The sequence below is a fragment of the Emticicia fluvialis genome, assembly GCF_024793945.1.
GTDB lineage: Bacteria > Bacteroidota > Bacteroidia > Cytophagales > Spirosomataceae > Emticicia > Emticicia fluvialis.
This window is the reverse complement of sequence record NZ_JANUSD010000006.1, coordinates 193885-215132: the sequence shown is the minus strand read 5'-3', so window position 1 is coordinate 215132 and position 21248 is coordinate 193885. Positions and strand designations below refer to the sequence as shown.

The window sequence follows — 21248 nt, the reverse complement described above, 5'->3', positions numbered from 1 at the left end:
GTAATCTCAGCTTTTTAACTTTTACTGATTTCGTCCAGTTCTTTTTTTTTTACTTTGGCTTCAAGTCCGTCTTTTTTGATGCCGATTCTGATATTAAAAAACAAGCTCATATAAATGTTGGCAATCCAGACCAATGAAAAAACGGCTATTATATAACCTCGCCAGTCGGTAAAGAGCAATTGGTAATTGGTAACGATAACGAAAAGAATAGTTACATAAAAACTGAAGCAGTATTCGCAGGTGAATACATAAAAGAATTTTCTTTGCAGAATGGTTTTCCCTGCCTGGCTCTGATTTTTGCAGTATTCGCGGGGTTCTCTAAAAATCTCTTCATGCGTAACTGTCCAAGCCACACAGGCAATAGGAATGGCTAATACAAAAAGCCGGATGATTTGTTCGTAAAGCTCCATGCTGATACGGTTTAAGATAGTTTTCAGATTTATTTCTGAAAAACCTTATTCCATAATCAACTGTGAAATTATTTCCACTCTTTCGGAAAGAGGTGGTCTGAGCGAATTGTATAATTTCATACGAAATTTGCCTTAATGAGGCTTATACAAAGGCTTGATTTTTTAAACTACCTGTAGTTTATAGGGGTAGAAGAATTTTGCCTGGACAGGGATTCTGATAACTGAATTAACTTTTTAATTGAACAGGTATCCAGAATTCTTCCTCCGATTCAGGGTTGGCGTTTTTGTATCTGGCGCCCAGCAATTCAAAATGCGGTCGGTTGTCCAGAACATAAGCCGAATGAGGTAACCAGGTATTGAAAATATACTGAAAGGTGCTGGTATCATGGCTGGACCCTCTATGAGTAAATACGGCATATAAACCGTCTTCAAGAATCATTACTTCCATACCGGCCGGAACAAAAGACGCGTCGCTTACCTCAACCGCAGCCCATTTTTCAAACAACGCTTCCGGATTAAAAGCATCAAAGAATACTGGTGGATATACCTGTAAAGAGAACAAGTCAGTACTTACGCTATGCTGAATCTCGTTTCGGTAGGGCATAAAACTGCGCCATAGATCTGCCGTTTTGTTGTCGGCAAAAGACATAGACAGGTGTTTGCCAACCAGCTTCTTTTTTGCTAGCGTTTCTATTCTTGGTTGCGGCATCAATTGCATTTTTATAACTGCTAGTGAACCATTTTTATTCAGTTTAACTCAATTTTGGTGTGTCGGCCAGTTTTTGTTTCCTGAGCGTACCGCTCACACTTTGTTCAACCCACTTGCATTGGTGTAGATGTTATGATTAGGGCATTGAATCGTCTGTTTTAAATTAACCGACTTTGTATTTTTCAAAGGCACTTTTCAGCGAGTTTTCAAGCTCTTCAAAACTGCATTGCAGTGTATTGTTAGAAATGCTCACGACTATGTCGTCGTCTTTCTTGCCTTTTTTCTTTGCGCCATTGTTTTTACTGATGGGCTTTTTTAGTACAATGTTTACAAATTTCTTATTAAATAGCTTAGCAGGTTTAATCTCTTTGATGTCTTTCCATGGAATATGCCCGGCAGCAATGCCGCTCGAATTATCAGTAATGCCGCTCTTGTCAATAATTACTCCCGGTTGTTGGTCAATCATTTTTTTGCCAAGCACAAAGCTGCTGAGGCCAAAAACAACTATGGTTAGCATGCCTATGCCAGATATTACAGCAGGGTTACCTACCATGCCTTTTTTGAAGAATCCGGGGTTAGCAACAAACCAGATGCCGACGGCAAAAAAGGCCAGCGCACTGATTAATAGGAAAATAAGACGTTGTTTGTTCAGATGAATTTCAATGCGGTCGCCGGTTGTTTTCATAATCTTGGTTTAAGGTAATAGGCTAAAATTAGAATATATGGTTCGATTACGCAAATATGTAACCCAAACTCATGTAAAATTCTGGTAGTGTCTGTTATGGAGAAGGCAATTAGGCCGATAAATTTGGATGAGTGCCTGAAAACCCTTAGTTTTCGTATTCAACCTTAATAACCTTACAACGTATGAGAACCCTCTATTTCAAAAAAGTAATTGCTTCTATGGTGGTAGCTGCGGTTTTACTTGCCTGTACCAAACAAACCGATACAAATAAGGCGCCAGCCATTGTTGGTACCTGGAAACTGCTAAGCGGTACACTGGTAGACAAAGGAGACACAACCGTAACTGATTACAACCAAGGGGTTTCTTTTATCAAGATTATAAACGATACCCATTTTGCTTTTATTCAGCACGATTTGAAAGGTGGTAAGGACTCAACAACGGCCGTTTTCACGGCGGGTGGTGGTACATATACCCTGAAAGAGAACACCTACACCGAAAGCCTTGAGTATTGTAATGCCCGCAAGTGGGAGGGGCACCATTTCAGTTTTACCATTGAAATCAAGAACGACACACTGGTTCAGAAAGGCATTGAAAAAGTAGAAAGTGCAAACATTGAAAGGCTAAACATTGAAAAATACGTTAGGATGAAGTAGTTTAAATCAGAATCAGGCTACCCCTCAATTTTTCTTCGCTTTAATCTGGTTATATTCAGCTACTATTTTTTTTATGTCTTTTACTTCATAGCCCGGGCCGCCAATTTTGGCCATAAGGGCGGGTGCATCGGCAAAATAATTAACTGCAAGTTCATTAAATTCTTCCACCTGTGTTTTTTTGTTACCGGCAGGCACCTCTGCACCGGGTTCGGTTTGTTTTTTCAGATACAGGCGTTTTATTAATTCTGTTTCTTCTACAAAGGTCATCCGGTTGTTTACGTCTTTTGTTTTTCGTACATGCTCTTTGGTTTCATGGGCAATCAGGCTCACTTCTCCCTTTACTTCATACGCCGCCAAAACGTTTTCCACCTTACCTCGTTTTTTGTTATTTATTATGGTAAACTGCGCATATTCTTTAGGCCCGTCGGGTGTCTGTTTGATAATTGACTGAACAGCTTTACTTTGAATGATAGAGTTACTGCTGGTTTGGGCATCCTTAAAGCTGAAGTTGTCTCCGGCAATGGGCGAAGTACTGCCTTTCAGCACTGCGCCGTTTTTAAGGGTTATTTCGGTAGCGTAATATTTTACCTTTTTGCCGATGGTCTGGCAGGCAGAGACGCCTAGCACAAGCATCAAAAAAGCCAGAAATTGGCCTTTGTAAGGGTTAATTAAGCAATTCATGAATGAATGATTTTCTTTAATACGGGTTTATCCTTAAGCGTTGTATTGAAAGCCCCGGCCAATATACATAATTTTGCCGTTAATTTTGTTGATTTTACAAGAGCAGACCATAAAAAACAGGTGGTTACAATTGACAGAAAGTAACACAAAATGTATATTTGACAACAACCAAAACGGCATTGTTCATGACAACCAATCAGCAGATTGACAGAATCATCAATGTATTATTTGATAGGCAGGTAAGAAAGCAAGCAGATTTTACCGGGGTGCCCGCTTATAATGAACTTTGCCGGGAGCTATTTTCTGAATTACCCGGCATGAATGAGCAGCAGTTCAGGAATCTGTTGTATATACTTGTCAGTAAAAAAATAGTAAATATACATGGCAATAGTCTTTCAGATGCTTACAGCGAGCCTGTCAGCCTCACACCTGAAACCATAGCCTGGTATGAGCAATTCAGGTCTTATCTGGCGTATCTCGATTATATGCAGGAGAAGCACCGGCCCATAATAGCAGATGAAGATGATGAGCCCGGCGATGACGAAAAAAGCCCGGGCAGGGTATGGCTTCCTGCCTGGGCTAAAATTGTTATCCTGGTTGCGGCTGTTATTGCCGTTTGGGTAATGTTTTATAGAAACTGAAAGATATATATCTTCCGGTTTTACATCTGTTAATTCATTCCAAAGCCTACAATAAAACCTAAAAATGCAGGTTCCTCGGTTTTTAGAGGGCTGTATTTATTTAACATAAAACGGTTCGGGTTGCTCGCTGAATACACTACTTCGACAATCGAGCCTTTGTCGATAAAGTTTCTGGCGTTAAGGCCATATGAGGTTCGCTGGTGGATTTCCTGCCCATGATAAGTTTTGAACCTGATAATAGGAAAAAAGGACTTTTTCCCTTTACCGTCTGAGTACTCTTCATAGTCAATAATCTCACCTTCTGTTTTTAAGCCTTTTTTGATCAATAGTTGATATGACCAGTAGGCTCTGCCCAAAATTACGACAACGGCAATCAATGGTAGAATGCCAAATACGCCCGTAATGGCGATAACATCTAAATACATAGTCACATGGGTTAAAGTTCAGTAATTCTTGGGCAAATATAATTATTACTTTGAATAGTCATAATTATTTTATAAATATTTTTACTATTTTTATAAATATTTTAATGATATCAGAAAACTTCGCCAAAATTGAAGTAAATATTGCGTGAACCATCTCCTCCCACAGCAAAATCAATAGCGAGGTTGGCCTTTGAGAACTTATTTATCCGTATCCGCAGCCCTGTGCCAATGGCCGGAATCGCCTTCCGGAAACGGTTGTCGGTAATCTCGCTTACTGTCTGTATATTAGAAAACAAAACGCCACCTATGAAATGGCTTCGCGTTAGAGTAAACCGGTACTCAGCTTCTAAATACATCAGGTTTTTACCCCTGAAACGCCCCTGAATAAACCCGCGGCCCATATTTACGTTTGTGTCCCAGCCTGTGCTTGGCATATCAAGATAGGGTACATTGCCATGTGTAAACATATTATAAGACCACAGAGCCAGTATATGATTCGTATTACCTGTCAAATCAAAGTACTTACGGGCATCTAACAGTAATGACTGGTAATTGGTATTACTGCCCAGGCTTTTCAGGTTTTGCCTGAACACCACATTGGTATACAAACCTTGGGTGGCACTCATGGCATTTGTACGGCTATCGTACAGAAACGCTATAGTAGGGCCTGAAGAAACCGATTTACCGTTAACCCCCCTGCTGTAACCACTAATTTCTTCTACACGGGTGCCTTGTGCGTAGCTTTCAATATGCCAGTGGTAATCGTACTGATAACCGATACCTATATACCGGTTTTTCCCGATGCTGCGCATCAGGGTCTGGTATAATCTCAGGTACCTGAAATTCATCTCTGTTTTGTTCTGCCTCGTTGTGTTCATTCCAAGCCCGTAGGTGGCCTGCGGGTAGTCCATCCATCGCCAATCGTTAGAGAAATAAAATCGGTTGTCTTTGGTAAAATAACTGGTTGTGTACTGAAATATTGACTGCCTGAACTCTGTAAAGGTTGCTACCAGATTAAGAATAGATACGTTAGCATTGGTATTTCTTATGGCCACATTAGAAACTACCTGCGCAAAAAAACCACTTTGCGGTGCATAGCCGGGGGTAGGGAGTATGGCAATTACCCTGCCACCTTCTTTTAGTGAGGTTGAGTCGCTCTTTCTTGGCTTTTTTATATGGAATATCTCGCGCAACACGTCGCTGGCATCTTTTTGCTGAGAGTAGGGTATCTGTGCCAGCAAAACAAATGGTGTTAAATAGAATAGAATAAAAAAAACTGTTCGTTGTCTCATGCTTAAGGCAGGTGCCGGGTATAATTCTAACAAGGCAACTTAACCGGTTGTGATTATACTGAAACAATTTAAAACAAAAAATGGTGGTCAGATACCACCATTTTTGTGAAAGTTTTTGATTTATCGGTCAATCTTTAGTTTTTTAATGATGAGCAACCTTGTCAATAGACCGGGCCTTTGGTATTTGCCCTATCTTTTTTTGCAAGGCTACCCATCATTCTTTTTCCTGACCTTTAGCGATTCCTACCTTAAAGCATTTATATATTTAAAAGGTTTTACCCTTCTGTTTTGTCTAATTTACATTGTTACGCACGTATGCTGCCAGCACTTTACTGATTTCATGAATAGGTTTGTCGTCTGACAAGCCGGAGCCGTCCAGGGCTTTTACAAAGCTAAGCTGGTCTGAAAAAACTTCTTTTACATTGGCCAGTGTGAGTGGATAAATAGCCGACTGACTGTTACGGCTAAAGTAATAGGTGGTGTTGATGTCGTCTTTAATATTTCCTTCACCGGTTACTTCTCCGAGTGTGTAAAATAAAATTGGCAAGCCTTTTGGTGCATACGCAACGGCGTAGTCGGTGTTCTGGAAAGTGCGGTAGTCCTGATTGTTTTTACGGAAACCCCAGATAGCCGATTTAGGGAAGCTGGCTTTTTCGGTATTTTCGGTCAGGAAAACCTTGTTGTCAAATTCATGAATATGATTTTGTTTTGATTTTTTGTCGAAACCTAATTCCGGCATTCCGTTCTGAAACTCTTCTGCATTGATAAATATTCCATTTTTTGGAATAGCCAATTCAGTAGTTACCGAATTATTAACTAACATTGTGTTAGAAGAAAGCGATTGCGCATGGGTGAAAAATGGAAGAGCCATGATTCCAGCCAGAATGATGTTCTTTTTCATTGTCTTATTTGAGTTTTAGAATAATATAATGATTTAATTAAAATAGAGCAGATACAGTTGCTGTCATAAAATCTTATATTAACTGGTTTACTTTTTTGCGTTTTCGTTTCTTTGTTTTGATGCAACAAAGTAAAGCAGGCGGCCTAAAACTGGTTTTAAATTAGAATTAAAGGTCAGTTAAAAAGCATTTGGTGCAGTTTTAGAAAATAGATTATTGCGCCCCCGCTATCAACAATTGGTATAATAGAAAATGAACAATAGCCTTACCCAATTATCATGAACAAGGTAAAAATAGTATGTATTTGCCTGCTGATTTGCCAGTTTGGGTTCAGAACTGTGCAGGCGCAGGCAGTGGCGCAGAAAATCTCTTTGCCACCTGTTCCGGCTACAATAGACTTTGCCACTGAGAAGGTGCCACTGGATAACCCTATTGTTTATGAGCAACTACAGCTGGAGCTAACCAAAAACATGTACAAGCACTCTTCTACACTGGCTATATTGCAAAGAGCGGGGCTTTATAAAGAACGTATTATGGGTATTCTGAGAAAGAATAAAGTGCCGGACGATTTCTTCTATCTGGCAGTAATTGAAAGTGAGCTGTGGCCCTACGCCAATTCGGGCAAGGCCGCCGGGTTCTGGCAGTTCAGAGATACTACTGCTAAGGAATATAAATTAGAGGTGTCAAGATTTGTTGACCAGCGACGGGACCTGGAACTTTCGACACAGGCGGCTTGTAATTTTCTGAATAACCTGAACAAAACTTTTAATAACTGGACCCTCACTGCCGCCGCCTATAATTCAGGGCGAACCAGCATTATGAATACCCAGAAAGCACAAGGGGTGCAGTCTTATTATGATTTGCACCTGACCCTGGAAACCAACGATTACGTGTTCAGAATACTGGCTTTGAAGATAATCTGTGAGAATCCGGCTGCTTATGGTTATGAAGTGAGTAAGAGTCCCGCTCCTGAAATGTTGGAAGTTGTTGAAATAAAAGAAGATGTAAATCTGATAGAACTTGCCCAAAAATATAAGATTAACTATAAAACGCTTAAGTATTATAACCCCTGGCTGGTATATAACCCCGGGGCCGCAAAGACAGATAAATATTATGAGCAGAATAAATGGATGAATGTAATGCTGGAAGTTAAACCCGGGCAGGGGTATAAAATCATGATTCCGAAGAAACAATAAACGCATTTAAGAAGATTAAAGAAAATGAGTAACATAACTGTAAGACCGGCCAGATTGGAAGAGATTGATTTGCTTCTGGAATTTGAGCAGGGAATTGTAAAAACGGAACGCCCATTTGACCCGACCCTGAAAAAGGGTGAAATACATTATTATGACTTAAAGCAGCTCATCGAATTGCCTACTGCAGAAGTGGTGGTGGCAGAGGTAGATAATGAAGTGGCCGGGTCTGGCTATGCGCTCTTGAAAGAGGCAAAAGACTATCTTGACCATGAAATATATGCCTACCTGGGGTTTATGTATGTAAAGCCTGAATTCAGAGGTATGGGTATCAACAAGGCTGTTCTGCACTACCTGAGGCAATGGGCAGCCCGTCAAAATGTATCGGAGATTCGCCTTGAAGTATATGATGATAACCTCATTGCCAAAAGGGCTTACGAAAAAGCAGGGTTTAAAGGCCATTTGCTGGAGATGCGCCTGCCCAGAGGTGTAGAATCAGATCCGGAAACGCCATAGTAAGCCAAAAGGGGGTTTGAGCTGGTGCGCATCACTCGCACAAGCTCAATCACCAAAAGCTGCTAATTCATTGCTTGAAAAGCAGATTTATGCTGAAAAAGTGAATCTACGCTTAATAAACCATTTCACACCAATAAACCTGCCTGTGGGCTTAAAAGTCTTCTTCTATTAATTCATGATTGACAAATGCTCCGGTCATCGAGCCGGAAGATACGGCCATTGCTACCGAACGGCCTGAATGTGAGTTGTCGCCGCAGGCAAAAACACCCGGCAAATTGGTTTTCTGAAACCCGCTGATTTTTATGAGACCGTGTTCGTTCAATTCACAACCCAGTTTTTCGGGTAAGGGGCAATGTTGTACAAATGCAGGTCTGTAATAAATGGCGCTTAGGCCGGTAAGTGTACCATCTTCAAAAGCCAGTGCTTCAAGCTGCCCGTTGGTATGGATAATTTCGGAGACGGGCGTTTCTTTAATAGCAATATTGTGTTTGGTAAGTTTGGCTGTTTGCTCTTCTGTAAGTGTGGATGCCCCATTGGTAAAAAGAGTGAGGTCGCTCGTCCATTGGTTAATCAGCCGGGCATAATGAAGCGCACCTTCACCATTGGCTAAGATGCCGGTTTTTTGTTGCCGAACCTCATATCCATGGCAGTACGGACAATGGATAACCGAGATACCCCAGCATTCGGCAAAACCTTTTATAGCAGGCATGGTATCTTTTATGCCTGTGGCAAAGATGAGTTTCCGAGCCGAAAAAGTTTCTCCGTTTTCTGTTTCCACAACAAAAATATTCTCCGTTTGTGTAGCATTGATAGCCAGACCTTTATGGAACCGGACGGTTTTGTACTGGTGGATTTGCGCCAAGGCCATATCGGCAATCTCTTGTGGTTTTCGGCCATCCTGTGTCAGAAAGTTATGCGAATGCGGCGTTTGTCTGTTGCATGGCAGGCCTGAATCTATAACCAGTACATTTCTTAAGGCACGGCCTAAACTCATGGCTGCCGACAGACCTGCATAGCTGCCGCCGATGATAACGACATCATAGTAATTATTGCTTTTCATAGTTTTGTGTGTTGTTTAGCGAATAATAATCAAACTTTAATATGCAACATTGTTGCAAAAATAAAAGTTCGGGAAGTTGTAGGTTTTAGCTTATCCGATTCCGCTTATATGCCATTTAGCTTGAACAAAGCTGATTTTAATAAGGCAAATAAGTTGTGTTGGTACTGAAAAAGCAACAAGCCAAGTAATAGCAAAGACTGGCATAGAGTTTTTAGTCTGTGCAGAAACACAAACCATAGAACCCATGTACAGACTATTGATTTATTTATTATTAGTATTGCCCGTTGCGGTTAACGGGCAGCGAGTTGCCAATTTTGCTTATAGAGAGTTCAGCGCTAAAGACTTTGAAGTTTATGCCTTTTGGGTTAATGCCAATGAGGTAAGTGACATTAAGTATTCATACAAAACACCCGAAGGAGACATTAAAGCCATGAAGTTGAAGTATGAAGGCGTTGGTATATTAAATGGTGAAAAAGCTTTCAAGGTATTATTCCCGAACAACTTATTATTGTATGTAATACCGCGAAAAAACAACACATTAAGAGTAGCCAGCCTCGACGGCAAATATGCCAAAACCTTTCATTGGCTATATGAAGCCCCGACCGAAGGCAGAGGCACCTTCTGTACGGCCTGCGCCGAAAACGCCAAGGAAGCTACCAATCTGTTGAGAATGTCCTATTTAAAATGAGGTAAATTGAATACGAATATCTAAAACAAAAAATGACTGCCGTAAAGGCAGTCATTTTTTGTTAAACTCCCCTTTAGGGGCTGGGGGCTACTCATTCAACCCCGTAGTATTCGCAGGTTTCTCATAATTCCACTCGGTGCGAGGCAGTTTCTTTTGGGTCGGGTAAACCTCATCTAAAGTACCGGCATCATACACGCGGCCATTTTTGATAACCATTTTCAGCGTGTTTGAATGACGTATGTTTTCCAGCGGATTCTTATCCATAATCAATAAATCGGCTAGTTTACCTTTTTCAATACTACCTAAATCCTGGTCAAGACCTAGCGCTTTGGCTCCCAGAATAGTGGCTACACGCAGGGCATCATGGTTCTTCATGCCACCGCTTTGCATCGACCACAACTCCCAGTGATAACCCAGCCCCTGAAACTCACCGTGACTACCGATACCTGCCAATGAACCAGCTTCAACCATCGATTTCATCGATTTGGCATGTTTCTGGAACACGTGTTCTTCCGGCAGAAACCAGCCACTTACTCTACGCGTTTTTTCTGCCAGCTCTTCATAAGGCATAAAATACTGCATCTTTTTGTCGTGGTAGGGGTTCTCGGTTTCAAAATAGTAAATCTCTGCAAACGGACCGCCATAAGCTACCAAAAGCGTAGGGGTAACGGCCATTTGAGAAAACGAAATACTTTTGATAACATCATTATACAACGGATAAACCGGAATAGCATGCTCATGACCCGGATACCCATCCAGCAGGTTGGTCATGTTCAGTTTGTAATTCAGACCACCCTCGGTTGTAGGCATTAATTTCTGGTCTTTGGCAGCTTTGATAATCCACTGGCGAGCCTGGCGGTTACCGGTCAGGTACATCTTGATGTACTTCGTATCATAATACTTGCTGTATTGTTTCAAAGCATTAATGGCTCCGGTAGAATCCTTGATATTATAAGCCCAGAAGCCAACCCCGGGACCCGTAGAGTAGATTCTAGGTCCTGGAATTTTGCCCGATTCCACCATGTCGCCATAGGTAAATACGTCAGTAGTGGCTGTTTGTGGGTCACGGGTGGTGGTAACACCATAAGCCAGGTTAGCAGCATAAATCCAAACCTGATTCTTCTGTATTCCCCATTGTGGCCACATGTGAGCGTGCGTATCCACAAAGCCCGGCGTAATGGTTTTGCCCTTCACATCTATCACCTTGGCTTTTCCTGCTCCCTTAATGCTTCCGCTTTTGCCTATTTCCTTTATCCGGTTGTTTTCAATCAATATATCGCCGTTTTCTATCACTTCGGTGCCTTTCATGGTAATGATTCGGGCACCTTTCAGCAGCACAGTTCCGGTTGGTAAATCACGCTTGAAATAGATTTTTATTTCTGTTTCCTGCGGTTTGTATTTCGGCTCCTCTTTTTTTGCTGTGGCCTTTTTGGCATCTTTTACTTTCACGCTGTCGGTTTTTATCTTCACCGTGTCAGTTTTTACAATTTTCAACGAATCCGCCTTTCGTTTTTCTTCTGCTTTTTTGGCAACTTTTACGCTATCGTCAAAATTTCTGGCTTTTTCTAAATCGTAAACCACGTGGTAACGACCCAGCGACCAGTGCACTTTTTTAGAATCGCTCGACCACGAGGGAAACTCTCCGCCCAATTCTGTCAGCTTTTTAGCCGGAAATTGCGCCGAGCCTGCATCTGCCACCGAAATACTCACAGTCTTACCTGTCTGCGGTACGGTCATTGTGTAAATCTCATTGTTTATTTGCGCCAGTGCCTGTTCGCCATCAGGCGCCATAATGATTTGTGATGCCGGAGAAGGACGGTTTACCTCCATAGCCTGCATCGCTTTTTCAGACAGCATACAGTTATGGGCAAAGTCTTCGCCTTCGATGCTCATGCCGTAGGTAGTTATGCCCGTTACTTTCAAGTGTGTTTTTTCGTCGGTTCCATCCCATTTAATAGACTGCAGCGCACCGTCGCCTGCACTGAAATAAATGCGGTCGGTGGTTTTGCTTACAAAGTGAGGCGCGGAGCGATCGCGGGCTTTGTCGATAACCGTTACAGGGCCACCGTTGGCATCTATCCAGCAGATTTCGTCTTCTGAACCGTTGGCTCCTGGCCCGATTGATGATTTAAACGTTTGCAGGCGCGTACGGATAAACACTATACGGTCGTTTTTAGGTGTCCAAACGGGTTGTGCATAAAGGGCAGGGTTTTGTGTCAGCCTTTGCAGATTCGGCGTGCCTTCTGCGTTTACTTTATACAAGTGGCCTCCCTCAGGCGCCCAGGTAGTAAACACCAGACTTTTACCATCGGTCGACCACGCCGGTTGGGCTTCGGTGAAATCGTTTGTGGTTATCAGGCGAGGGGTACCGTTCGGATAATCGGCTACATACAGGCGATTCAAGGCAGTGAAGGCCAGTTTTTTACCGTCAGGAGAGGCCACCGCATCGCGTATCTGCGTAATGAGCGCATGGCTGCTGTCTGAAACCGGATATTTGAACTCCAGCTGAGGCCCCATTTCTATTTCCATATCTACACTGAACGGAATAGCCACCGGAGCAGAACCATCAATGCTTATTTTGTATATTTTACCGCCATACGATGCCACAACAGCTTTATTGTCTGGCGTAAACGCCATGCCCGGCAATACACCCATGGTTGCGATAGACTCCTGGTCGTCGCGTTGAATCGGGTAGGCCAGCCATTTTTCGTCGCCGTTATCCAGGTTTCTCAACACCAATCCTGTTTTGTCTTCAAAGCGTGTGCCATAAACCAGCCATTTGCCGTCGCCGGAAAGCGTTGGCGTAAAGGCCGAGCCGTATCTGGATGTAATGGTGGTGCGTTTGGCGTTATCACGGTCATACACGCCTATCTGATACTGCGGCATCATGGCGTTGTAGTTCCAGGCACCGCTGCGTTGCGAGAAGTAAATATAACGGCCGTCATGCCCTACGGCTGCATCAATGGTTTTCAGGTTCGTGGGTTGGTCAATCAATTGTACACCACCGCCACTTTCGTGATGCACCATCCAGAGTTGCACATTCATACGGCCTTTCGAAAACACTATGTATTTGCCGTCGGGTGTCCAGTCGGCAGAGGTATAGTTCTGGTCGCGGTCTTTGGTAACCTGTATGGTGTCTTTTTTCTCAAAGTCGATGTACCACACGTTGTCTGACCCTGTGCGGTCTGAAATGAACAACAGCTTTTTGCCGTCCGGACTATAGCGCGGGTGGGTATCAAACGCAAGACCTTTGGTAACATTGGTGGCCTTGCCCCCGCCAAACGGAATGGTGAATAAATCGCCCATGACATCGAAAGCAATGGTTTTGCCGTCGGGGCTTACATCGACCGACAGCCAGGTGCCTTCGGTAGTAGTGGTTTTCAGTTTACGTGTGGCTTTAAGCGGCAAATCTTTGTAACGTATATACTTAATAGTGTCTTTGGTAGGTTTGGTGGTGTCGTTCAGCGCATGCAAAAACCGCGAGTACACACGGCCTTTAGAAGCAAAGACACCCGCCACCACGCAGCAACCGATGCAGACGCCCATCAGTGCCGACTTAAAAGTAATAGTAGGTTTCATGAAGAAGATGTTTTTTTAAGAAGTGTTTTTTGGTAAAAATATTAAAAAATTTGGGGATTTGGGTGGGGGAGGGGTGGAAAAATACAAAACAATTAGTAGCCCATATTAATCAATATATATAGTTTGAAATATGAACAGCTAACATATAAGTAAAATTGTTAGATTTGCGTTAATTAATGCTCCAATCAATAAATAAAAAAACAATATGGCATATTCAGCGAATGTTTATAATGTTATGCTTGCTTCTCCAAGTGATGTTATGGAAGAAAGAGATGCTGCAACAGAAATAATATTAGATTGGAATAATGTTAATTCAACTGTAAGAAAGATTGTTTTAATGCCAATAAGATGGGAAAGTAATGCTATACCCACAATGGGAGAACATCCACAAGAAGTGATAAATAAACAACTTCTCGAAAATGCTGATTTACTAATAGGTATATTTTGGACAAGAATAGGCACTCCAACAGGAAAAGCACTAAGTGGAAGTGTTGAAGAAATAGAAAAGCATATAAATTCTGGTAAGCCAACGATGCTATATTTTTCAGATAAACCTGTTATCCCCAATAGTATTGATTCTAAACAATATAAGGCTCTAACGAAGCTAAAGAAAGTATATCAAAAGAAAGGAGTGATTCAATCATTTGACTCTTTATTGGATTTTAGAAATAAATTCAGCCGCCATCTTTCAATGAAAATTAATGATATTAATAACTTTAAGGGGTACGAGGTTGTAGACCAATCGCTTGATTTTGAAGAGTATAATGGAACAGATTTGGTAAATTTGTTATCAAGCCATGCTAAAGAATTATTAATTGAAGCATCAAAGGATCCCAATGGGACGGTTATAAAGACTCGCTCCTTGGATGGTTTAAATATTCAAACAAACAGAAGAAGTTTCACAAGGAATGGAACAGCAAGAGAGGAAGCTTTGTGGGAATCAGCTTTGAATGAATTAATAGAAAACATGTTGATTAAAGATTTAGGGTATAAAGGTGAAGTGTTTAGATTGACAAATAATGGATATCAATTAGCGGATAATTTATCATCTCAATAAATACTAATAGTATATTGATATTTACTGAGATTTGTTTTTTGGGGAGGTAGATTGCCTTTTTAAGTCGTATTTTTCTTCATACATTTTAATACTATCATTTATTATTCTCCAATGATTTTTAACTTGTTTTAAAATGGTTTTATCCTCCATAATGTTAGATACATTTTTAACATATGTAATGAAGTTACCCCAATACATTACGTTTGTTCTCCTCCTTTTTGCACCTAAATAGCTTTTGGATTTATAGATTCTTCTTTTATAAATCCATTCATCTTTTGATGCTTGATTTTTTTCATTAAAAAATTTTCTTTGTTTTGCAAAATGAACAGATCTTCGTATTAGCCTTTTTACAGATCTATAATACTTTGATAAGCTACTATTCTTAATTTTAATATTTTTCCCATCAAAAGTGAATCCTAAGTATGACAAATTTTTTTCTAATTTATATCCATTTTGAAAATACTCAATTTGCCAATCTGAAGTAATATTTGTTCTATTAAAATATGTTATTTGGTTCTTTTTTTTATTAATTTCTAAAGCTAAATCCCTTATTGTATTATTCAGTGCGTCATATACTGAATCCCAATGTTCACGTTTACAAACAATAAGAATATCATCGGAATACCTTCTGTAAATGCCATTAATTGGATAAATTAAATTGCATATCTTTTTGTCCGCTTCTAAAAAATATAAATTTGATAGTGTTGCACTTATAGGCGTTCCTTGAGGTATGCCGATTTTGGGCGAAGTACAATTGTATTTTTTTATTATATAAGGATGTTCAGAAATGATTTGTCTTAACTCCGAAAAGTGATAAATTAATCTGTCTTTTTTGGATTTTCTTATATAGTTTTTATTCTTTATATCAAAACTTGGTAATAGAGGTAAAATCTCTTCTAAATCAATGAAGTGTGCTTTTGTTATAGCCTTGAAAACCTTGTAATCGTCTTTTTTTAGCGTATTTTTATCTGGGTTAGTTAAGTTGTACCAAGATGTTTTAAGGTTCTTATGACTTAAATTATCAAAAAAGCTCTTTATGTCCAAACAAGCTACAACTATATTAGTATCTACACTATCTTTTATATATTTAAAAACTTCCTTCGCAAAATCAATGGTTGATTTCCCACGATTCTGATTGTAAGGAATTCTTCGATAGCCAATAATTGATTGATTTAAGAAGTTATCTTTTTCATATTCCTTCTCTAGAGCATCAGAAAGTTTATTAGCGTAAAAAGCAAATACCTGAGCATCTAAATGATTGCAGAAATATATAGGTCTATCCTTTTTGTCATACTCCCGATATTGAATCTTTGCAGTGTGATAATCATTATACGGTCTTCTAAAACGACTTTCTCTCACTTTGTAATGAAGAAGCGGGGAAAATGAATGCTTACATATATTATCTTCATTTTTAACATAATTATTAATAAAGTACTTTGAAGCTTTTCTTTTGTCCTGGCTAGAATCAAATCTTTTTGAGAAGTGCAAATAGCTTCGTAATCGAAGCCAGTTTTTTTTTCTTTTATCAGTCATAAAGCATTGGTAGTATATAGCCTATGGGCACTATCCTTTATCTTTGTAAAGATGCGTACTGTAAGCGTTTTAAGCTGACTGGGTCAGCGTGCCTTTTGGGTTCATAAATCATGTTATACTTATGGAAGTTATTAAGCTTACATTCAGCAACACAATTATTCACTTTGCAATCTTGCTCCTCAATGGTGAAGAAATATTCAGCCATGTACGGAACCAAATTGTCATAAGTAACTTTACATATCGAGTGTCATATGCAAGAATTTTATAAGCAAACACAGTATGCGGAGCTATATTACTACCAATATGACAAATTTATCAAAAAAACTGATTTTCGCAAAGTAGAATTGGAGTTGTTGTTCGGAATGTTTTTTAAGAGTCCATCAATATCACATATATCCGAAAATATGTGCTTACTTTTCTTATTCTTTTCGATTTATTTATCCCCCGACTTCAAAAAATACCCCCCCACCCACTCCAAATTCCAAAAAATAATCATTAACTTTGTAAAACAAAGTACTTTTAATCATTAGCTGATGTTTACTTTCAGACCTAAATATGGATTGTTGGCGGTTGTTTTCTTCGTTATTGAGGTAATGATAGCCGTCTATGTGCATGATTCGTTCGTGAGGCCCTTTGTGGGAGACTATCTGGTGGTGTTTCTGGTTTACTGTTTCGTTTTTACGTTCTGGAACACCCATTTTGTGACGGCGTCGGTGGCGGTGCTGCTGTTCTCTTATCTCGTTGAGGCATCGCAGTATTTCCATTTTGTGCATCGCATGGGTTGGGAGAAGCACAGAATTGTGGCAGTTGCTTTGGGCAGCAGCTTTTCGTGGTATGATATTCTGGCCTACACGCTGGGTGTACTCACAATTATTTGGGTAGAGTACCAGAGAACAAAAGCAGGGGCGTATCCACAAAAAAAGGGCTTTTAAATTGAAACGGTTATGAATGATTTTGTTGACAAGCACTCGATAGTTAGAAAAATATGGGGCAACTCAGATGTGATTCTGTTCATCTTTGCCGGCTCGGCGGCAGAATTTGCCCTGAACAAAGCGGTAGACTGGCTGTATTTTACAGGCAAGATTCCGTCTGACCCTATGGGCCGATTGTTCTCAACCGTCCGCTATGCACAGATGATTGTCTTTGCAGAAAGAGAAAGCGCCATCAAAACCATTGACCAGATAAGCAGTATCCATCAGGGCGTTGAACAGAGTCGCGGCGCGCGCATCCCCGACTGGGCCTACAGAGATGTGCTGTACATGCTGATTGATTATGCGGTGGTAGCTTATGAATTGTTGGAAAGAAAACTGAGCCTGGAAGAAAAAGAAGAGGTTTTCAATGTTTTTTCGGAGGTGGGTTTACGGATGGACCTGAAAGACCTGCCGGAAGATTATACCGCTTGGCAACACTCTCGCGAGGCGCATCTACAGGCAGACTTAGTGAACGGGCATTACACGGCAGACCTTTTTAAACAATATAAAAAACATCTGGGCGGTACTCGTTACCGTATTTTGCTGGAGTGTCAGAAACTGGTGGTTCCGGCACGGGTGTCTGAGCTGTTGCACTTCGGCAGTTCGGCAAAGGGAAAAATACTGCTGAATCTGTATTTATTGAGCCGCAAACTCAAAGTTGATGGGCTTGTGAAGCATATCCTTCTACCGGCTGAGTACAGCGAGCAGATACATGCTTTAAACAACGGGGCTTTAGCAAAGGCTAAGCCAAAAACGGGTAATATCAGCCATGCAAGAGTTTATCACGCCAATAAAAAACTGCAGGGCATGTAAACCGCATCTGGTAGGCGGGGTGTAGTTGTTTAAGCGTCAGGCTTTTTCTTTTCTTACAACCAGCCAGATAAGTATGGCCGAAAGCAGGGTAATGGGCGTAAAAACGTACTTCTCAAATGAAGTTTTGGCCATCAGGTTACCAATGGTATTGACCGAAAAAAGTATTAGAAACAGCCAGAGAATGTTATTAAGCAGCCGGTCGGGTACGTTGTTTTTTACATATTGTGCTTTCAGCAGTAGCACCGTTATAAACAGCAGATTGATAACGATAGACACCACCTCAAAAACATACATTTCCTGAGTAGAATGGATTCTCCCTGCCCATACAATAGTGTACGGAATTACATCTGCCATTACGGATACATGAAACGCAATAATGAGCGGAAACAGCGTAAGTAAGGTTCGCAGGGCAGCAGCTTTTGTTGTTTTCATAACCGTAGCAAATAAAGATTATTATTCTGCTGCAATTTATGCTTTATGCCTTTATTAACCTACAATTAAGGTGTAGTCTCGCCCCTGAAGTGCTTAAAAGTATCCGGTCATTCTTGTTTTCAGATTTTCTATTTCTGCTGATATAGGCCAAAGTAATCAGATATGGTCAGATGCCAACAACTTTTGCAGGTATCGGGCATTATTAATAGCGGCCAGCCCCCACGTATTATTAAAGTACACGTAGGTGTTTTTCTGGCTTTTTTTTATGTTTTCGGCCAATTCCTGCAATGTTTCTTCGCTATACTCCGATTTAAACAATTCCGGTTTGCCATGCAGCCGGTAATACAAGGCGGTAGGGTGGTTACTGATTACCTCTTCGGGTATATCTTTGGGGATACTTACACCACAGAAAACAACGCCTTGCTCGGCCAGTAAGTCATAAACCTGGTTATTCCACCAGCTTTTGTGTCTGAACTCCACCACATTCAGGTACCGGTGATTAAGGCCTTCAATGATATGATTGATATTCTCTTTGGTACACAGAAAAGAAGGCGGAAACTGAAACAGAAATCCACCGAGTTTTTCTCTCAGGCTATTACTGATGTGCTTACAGAAATCGGCAATCTCGGTATTCACACCATTCATCTGGTTAATGTGCGTTATTGCCTGGGGTGCTTTAACAAAAAAAACAAAGCCGTCGGGTGTCTGGTCGTACCAATTGTTTAAAGTTTTGGTGGTGGGTTTTCTGTAGAATGAAGAATTAATTTCCACCGAGTTGAAATTTTCAGCATAGACAGCCAGATAGTCTTTCGACTGCAGACTATCCGGGTAGAATTGACCTTTCCAGTCTTTATTGGAAAAGCCTGAACAACCAATAAAATGATTCATGTACATGTCTTTTCTGGAAAAAACTTCTTGATGCTGTATAAAATTCGTAAAAATTTAAGCCAGACATCCATTATTCAGGGGTATTTCGGCTGACGATTTTATTAAACGGAGAAATTGCCTCTCAAATGGCCAGGAAATCGCTAATCGTTGCCTATTAATTTTCCCAACTGTGTTGATGCTGAGAAATTTAAACCTCGGAAAAACAGAATATGCCTGCATTTTTGAGTTTAATGGGTTTGGTATAGAATTTTTTTAAGAAATAATGTTAAATTATTTATTTTATCCTTTAACTTATTACAATTATGACAAGTTCACAGAATAATCCGAGAGAAGACGAAAGAAACCCGTCTACACAACAATCTGGTAACAGAGATACCGCTCAACAAGGCCAACAATCAAGCCAGAATCAGGGCCAGCAAGGCCAGGAAGGCTTGAATCAGGGTCAGCAATCCGGCAATCGTGATTCCAACCAACAATCAGGAAACAGAAATACCAGCCAGCAGGGCCAACAAAGTAATACTTCCGGCGGTCAGCAGGGGCAGTCAGACCAGTGGAATAAAGACCAGAACGAACAAGGCCGAGACCGTGAACAAGACCGCGAGGGTGTAAACAGAAACGCCGATTACTCTGAAAACCGTGAAATAGAAAAGGATATGGACAACCGTAACGGAGATATGGACAGAGACCCCAATCGTTTGTAATAGTTAGCCATATTCTTTAAATAAGTTGCCTGAGGGTGATGAAACACAAAAGCGTTTTAGATAAGCAGATTTTTACTCTGTTAATCGGCTTGTGTTTCATCACCTTTGGTATGTTCAGGCAAATATTAATAGTAGCGTTGCCATTTTCACTGTTTTTTATGTTCGGATTCTTTTGTTCAAAAAACTTAAGCTGCTGATGCCGGCAGGTAAATATGAAAAGTTGCTCCCTTGCCCGGCTCACTGGTTGCTGACAGGTGCCCTTTATGGTTTTCAACTATTTTTTTGCAAAGTGCCAGACCAATACCTGTGCCTGCATAAGATTGTTTGTCGTTGAGCCTCTGAAAAATAGTAAATATCTGCTTGGCATATTGTTGCTCAAAGCCAATGCCGTTATCGTGAATTTCAATCAGGAAATAGCTTTTATTAGCATTCAGTTCAATAACCGAGTTTACTTCGGCAAAACTGAGCTTATGAGAGGTAATATTTATCTGGGGGTCTGTTGTGGTAAATTTAAGAGAGTTACTAAGCAGGCATTTCATATTAAGGCCTGAATCTTCTAGTGCCAGATAAAAGATTTCCTGGTCATCCTGATCATCATCAACAAGTAAACAAGTCAAAGTGGATGGCGGCATATAATAAGAAAGTTGAAGCTCAAATTTTAAATTTGTTCATCAGACAGGTACTTTTTTAACGTAATAAGTTCAACAAATTACGTAAATAATCAGGGCAAGCCTCGTTTTACGTATCATAAATTGGGCTTTTTTTTATCAGGCGGTTTAACCCTGCCATAAATATGGGCGCGCAGGTAATTTACCTGTGTAGAACCACATGCAAAAACGAGTAAAGATTATTTGGCAGGCTATATTTACAGCCAGTTTTATGCATGACTGCTCATTGGCTGAAATTAAATTTTAAAATTTATAGACATTCTTTGTACAATCAACACAGCGAATTGATTCAATAATACGTTCGTATTATTGAATCCGGTAATTGTAATAATTTGTTGGCCTACATTTAATGACTGAAACCAGCAAGTTTTACAGAATGCCAGGCAAATGAAAAAAGTATTACTAACAAGTTCTTCTGGCAACGCTTAAAGGAATTTTCTAAACTAAATTGTAGTTTAATGAATCAATATGTCATCATCGCTATTGATGGAACGGATTCCCAGGCCTTAGAACGCCGTATGGCGGCCCGCCCCTCACACCTGGCAGGAGCCCGGGACCTAAAAGCCAATAATCACTTCATTTTGGGTGGGGCTATACTTGATGAATCAGGGAAAATGACAGGCTCAGTAATGATAGTTCAGTTTGAAGATGAAGCAGCTCTTCAGAACTGGTACCTCAATGAGCCATACATTCAGCAAAATGTCTGGCAATCAATAGAGATAAAGCCATTCAGAGTAGCAGATGTCTGACCATC

Annotated in this window: 23 protein-coding genes; 10 read left to right on the top strand and 13 right to left on the bottom strand. The window is 40.6% G+C overall.

From position 1 onward, the window contains the following. Positions 1–14: 14 nt before the first annotated feature. The 3 genes from NZ848_RS09180 to NZ848_RS09170 all read right to left on the bottom strand — a co-directional run bounded on the left by NZ848_RS09180 (position 15) and on the right by NZ848_RS09170 (position 1804). Positions 15–410 (bottom strand): hypothetical protein, encoded by a 396-nt coding sequence (locus NZ848_RS09180; RefSeq protein WP_259015243.1) that lies wholly within the window; start codon positions 408–410, stop codon positions 15–17. Between the two features lie 226 nt (positions 411–636). After that, positions 637–1119 carry a GyrI-like domain-containing protein gene (locus tag NZ848_RS09175; RefSeq protein WP_259015242.1) on the bottom strand — a complete coding sequence of 161 codons (483 nt, stop codon included), beginning with the start codon at positions 1117–1119 and terminating at the stop codon, positions 637–639. Between the two features lie 163 nt (positions 1120–1282). Continuing rightward, positions 1283–1804 (bottom strand): STM3941 family protein, encoded by a 522-nt coding sequence (locus NZ848_RS09170; protein WP_259015241.1) that lies wholly within the window; start codon positions 1802–1804, stop codon positions 1283–1285. A gap of 182 nt (positions 1805–1986) precedes the next feature. On the opposite strand from NZ848_RS09170, the gene NZ848_RS09165 reads away from it, so the two are divergent. Then, on the top strand, positions 1987–2457 hold the full coding sequence (locus tag NZ848_RS09165; protein ID WP_259015240.1) for a lipocalin family protein: 471 nt from the start codon (positions 1987–1989) through the stop codon (positions 2455–2457). Between the two features lie 24 nt (positions 2458–2481). Here the strand turns inward: NZ848_RS09165 and NZ848_RS09160 are convergent, their stop codons facing one another. Beyond that, positions 2482–3138, bottom strand: coding sequence for a hypothetical protein (locus NZ848_RS09160; protein ID WP_259015239.1), 657 nt, complete (start codon positions 3136–3138; stop codon positions 2482–2484). 185 nt (positions 3139–3323) lie between these two features. On the opposite strand from NZ848_RS09160, the gene NZ848_RS09155 reads away from it, so the two are divergent. Continuing rightward, complete coding sequence (locus NZ848_RS09155; protein ID WP_259015237.1) at positions 3324–3779, top strand: hypothetical protein; 456 nt, start codon at positions 3324–3326, stop codon at positions 3777–3779. Positions 3780–3808: 29 nt separating this feature from the next. Here NZ848_RS09155 and NZ848_RS09150 read toward each other — a convergent pair whose 3' ends face one another. From NZ848_RS09150 to NZ848_RS09140, 3 genes are all read right to left on the bottom strand, one after another. After that, complete coding sequence (locus NZ848_RS09150; protein ID WP_101724427.1) at positions 3809–4204, bottom strand: DUF3592 domain-containing protein; 396 nt, start codon at positions 4202–4204, stop codon at positions 3809–3811. A gap of 110 nt (positions 4205–4314) precedes the next feature. Next, entirely contained in the window at positions 4315–5496 is a 1182-nt protein-coding gene (locus tag NZ848_RS09145) for a BamA/TamA family outer membrane protein (protein WP_259015236.1), read from the bottom strand. A gap of 292 nt (positions 5497–5788) precedes the next feature. Then, positions 5789–6397, bottom strand: a complete 609-nt coding sequence (locus NZ848_RS09140) for a hypothetical protein (protein ID WP_259015235.1) — start codon at positions 6395–6397, stop codon at positions 5789–5791. 276 nt (positions 6398–6673) lie between these two features. Here NZ848_RS09140 and NZ848_RS09135 point away from each other — a divergent pair, with 276 nt between their 5' ends. Together NZ848_RS09135 and NZ848_RS09130 are read left to right on the top strand one after the other, a co-directional pair. Beyond that, positions 6674–7591 carry a lytic transglycosylase domain-containing protein gene (locus NZ848_RS09135; protein WP_259015234.1) on the top strand — a complete coding sequence of 306 codons (918 nt, stop codon included), beginning with the start codon at positions 6674–6676 and terminating at the stop codon, positions 7589–7591. A 24-nt stretch (positions 7592–7615) separates the two neighbouring features. Then, positions 7616–8104 (top strand): GNAT family N-acetyltransferase, encoded by a 489-nt coding sequence (locus NZ848_RS09130; protein WP_259015233.1) that lies wholly within the window; start codon positions 7616–7618, stop codon positions 8102–8104. Positions 8105–8255: 151 nt separating this feature from the next. On the opposite strand, the gene NZ848_RS09125 is transcribed toward NZ848_RS09130, so the two are convergent. Further along, on the bottom strand, positions 8256–9164 hold the full coding sequence (locus tag NZ848_RS09125) for an NAD(P)/FAD-dependent oxidoreductase (protein WP_259015232.1): 909 nt from the start codon (positions 9162–9164) through the stop codon (positions 8256–8258). A 244-nt stretch (positions 9165–9408) separates the two neighbouring features. Here NZ848_RS09125 and NZ848_RS09120 point away from each other — a divergent pair, with 244 nt between their 5' ends. After that, positions 9409–9852, top strand: a complete 444-nt coding sequence (locus NZ848_RS09120; RefSeq protein ID WP_259015231.1) for a hypothetical protein — start codon at positions 9409–9411, stop codon at positions 9850–9852. Positions 9853–9939: 87 nt separating this feature from the next. Here the strand turns inward: NZ848_RS09120 and NZ848_RS09115 are convergent, their stop codons facing one another. Beyond that, a complete protein-coding gene (locus NZ848_RS09115; protein WP_259015230.1) occupies positions 9940–13431 on the bottom strand; it encodes an amidohydrolase family protein in 3492 nt (1163 codons plus the stop codon). Between the two features lie 205 nt (positions 13432–13636). Between NZ848_RS09115 and NZ848_RS09110 the strand changes: the two genes are divergently transcribed. Next, positions 13637–14488, top strand: a complete 852-nt coding sequence (locus tag NZ848_RS09110) for a hypothetical protein (RefSeq protein WP_259015229.1) — start codon at positions 13637–13639, stop codon at positions 14486–14488. A 21-nt stretch (positions 14489–14509) separates the two neighbouring features. On the opposite strand, the gene NZ848_RS09105 is transcribed toward NZ848_RS09110, so the two are convergent. Continuing rightward, positions 14510–16021 carry a reverse transcriptase domain-containing protein gene (locus NZ848_RS09105; RefSeq protein ID WP_259015228.1) on the bottom strand — a complete coding sequence of 504 codons (1512 nt, stop codon included), beginning with the start codon at positions 16019–16021 and terminating at the stop codon, positions 14510–14512. A 533-nt stretch (positions 16022–16554) separates the two neighbouring features. Here NZ848_RS09105 and NZ848_RS09100 point away from each other — a divergent pair. Together NZ848_RS09100 and NZ848_RS09095 are read left to right on the top strand one after the other, a co-directional pair. Continuing rightward, positions 16555–16953 (top strand): ribosomal maturation YjgA family protein, encoded by a 399-nt coding sequence (locus NZ848_RS09100; protein ID WP_259015227.1) that lies wholly within the window; start codon positions 16555–16557, stop codon positions 16951–16953. Between the two features lie 12 nt (positions 16954–16965). Continuing rightward, positions 16966–17805: an oxygenase MpaB family protein gene (locus NZ848_RS09095; protein ID WP_259015226.1), complete on the top strand. Its 840-nt coding sequence runs from the start codon at positions 16966–16968 to the stop codon at positions 17803–17805. A 36-nt stretch (positions 17806–17841) separates the two neighbouring features. Here NZ848_RS09095 and NZ848_RS09090 read toward each other — a convergent pair whose 3' ends face one another. Together NZ848_RS09090 and NZ848_RS09085 are read right to left on the bottom strand one after the other, a co-directional pair. Beyond that, positions 17842–18237 (bottom strand): hypothetical protein, encoded by a 396-nt coding sequence (locus NZ848_RS09090; protein ID WP_259015225.1) that lies wholly within the window; start codon positions 18235–18237, stop codon positions 17842–17844. 156 nt (positions 18238–18393) lie between these two features. After that, complete coding sequence (locus tag NZ848_RS09085) at positions 18394–19125, bottom strand: DUF72 domain-containing protein (RefSeq protein ID WP_253530231.1); 732 nt, start codon at positions 19123–19125, stop codon at positions 18394–18396. A gap of 302 nt (positions 19126–19427) precedes the next feature. Here NZ848_RS09085 and NZ848_RS09080 point away from each other — a divergent pair, with 302 nt between their 5' ends. After that, a complete protein-coding gene (locus NZ848_RS09080; RefSeq protein WP_259015224.1) occupies positions 19428–19826 on the top strand; it encodes a hypothetical protein in 399 nt (132 codons plus the stop codon). A gap of 185 nt (positions 19827–20011) precedes the next feature. Here the strand turns inward: NZ848_RS09080 and NZ848_RS09075 are convergent, their stop codons facing one another. Further along, complete coding sequence (locus NZ848_RS09075; protein ID WP_259015223.1) at positions 20012–20443, bottom strand: sensor histidine kinase; 432 nt, start codon at positions 20441–20443, stop codon at positions 20012–20014. Between the two features lie 509 nt (positions 20444–20952). Between NZ848_RS09075 and NZ848_RS09070 the strand changes: the two genes are divergently transcribed. Further along, positions 20953–21243 (top strand): YciI family protein, encoded by a 291-nt coding sequence (locus NZ848_RS09070; RefSeq protein WP_259015222.1) that lies wholly within the window; start codon positions 20953–20955, stop codon positions 21241–21243. The last annotated feature ends 5 nt before the right edge of the window (positions 21244–21248 follow it).

Coding starts and splice junctions, on each gene's coding strand:
- NZ848_RS09135 (WP_259015234.1), top strand. CDS start 6,674: ATGAACAAGGTAAAAATAGTATGTATTTGCCTGCTGATTTGCCAGTTT.
- NZ848_RS09125 (WP_259015232.1), bottom strand. CDS start 9,164: ATGAAAAGCAATAATTACTATGATGTCGTTATCATCGGCGGCAGCTAT.
- NZ848_RS09110 (WP_259015229.1), top strand. CDS start 13,637: ATGGCATATTCAGCGAATGTTTATAATGTTATGCTTGCTTCTCCAAGT.
- NZ848_RS09095 (WP_259015226.1), top strand. CDS start 16,966: ATGAATGATTTTGTTGACAAGCACTCGATAGTTAGAAAAATATGGGGC.
- NZ848_RS09070 (WP_259015222.1), top strand. CDS start 20,953: ATGAATCAATATGTCATCATCGCTATTGATGGAACGGATTCCCAGGCC.
- NZ848_RS09175 (WP_259015242.1), bottom strand. CDS start 1,119: ATGCCGCAACCAAGAATAGAAACGCTAGCAAAAAAGAAGCTGGTTGGC.
- NZ848_RS09165 (WP_259015240.1), top strand. CDS start 1,987: ATGAGAACCCTCTATTTCAAAAAAGTAATTGCTTCTATGGTGGTAGCT.
- NZ848_RS09150 (WP_101724427.1), bottom strand. CDS start 4,204: ATGTATTTAGATGTTATCGCCATTACGGGCGTATTTGGCATTCTACCA.
- NZ848_RS09130 (WP_259015233.1), top strand. CDS start 7,616: ATGAGTAACATAACTGTAAGACCGGCCAGATTGGAAGAGATTGATTTG.
- NZ848_RS09160 (WP_259015239.1), bottom strand. CDS start 3,138: ATGAATTGCTTAATTAACCCTTACAAAGGCCAATTTCTGGCTTTTTTG.
- NZ848_RS09080 (WP_259015224.1), top strand. CDS start 19,428: ATGACAAGTTCACAGAATAATCCGAGAGAAGACGAAAGAAACCCGTCT.
- NZ848_RS09120 (WP_259015231.1), top strand. CDS start 9,409: ATGTACAGACTATTGATTTATTTATTATTAGTATTGCCCGTTGCGGTT.
- NZ848_RS09155 (WP_259015237.1), top strand. CDS start 3,324: ATGACAACCAATCAGCAGATTGACAGAATCATCAATGTATTATTTGAT.
- NZ848_RS09100 (WP_259015227.1), top strand. CDS start 16,555: ATGTTTACTTTCAGACCTAAATATGGATTGTTGGCGGTTGTTTTCTTC.
- NZ848_RS09180 (WP_259015243.1), bottom strand. CDS start 410: ATGGAGCTTTACGAACAAATCATCCGGCTTTTTGTATTAGCCATTCCT.
- NZ848_RS09115 (WP_259015230.1), bottom strand. CDS start 13,431: ATGAAACCTACTATTACTTTTAAGTCGGCACTGATGGGCGTCTGCATC.
- NZ848_RS09140 (WP_259015235.1), bottom strand. CDS start 6,397: ATGAAAAAGAACATCATTCTGGCTGGAATCATGGCTCTTCCATTTTTC.
- NZ848_RS09145 (WP_259015236.1), bottom strand. CDS start 5,496: ATGAGACAACGAACAGTTTTTTTTATTCTATTCTATTTAACACCATTT.
- NZ848_RS09105 (WP_259015228.1), bottom strand. CDS start 16,021: ATGACTGATAAAAGAAAAAAAAACTGGCTTCGATTACGAAGCTATTTG.
- NZ848_RS09170 (WP_259015241.1), bottom strand. CDS start 1,804: ATGAAAACAACCGGCGACCGCATTGAAATTCATCTGAACAAACAACGT.
- NZ848_RS09090 (WP_259015225.1), bottom strand. CDS start 18,237: ATGAAAACAACAAAAGCTGCTGCCCTGCGAACCTTACTTACGCTGTTT.
- NZ848_RS09085 (WP_253530231.1), bottom strand. CDS start 19,125: ATGAATCATTTTATTGGTTGTTCAGGCTTTTCCAATAAAGACTGGAAA.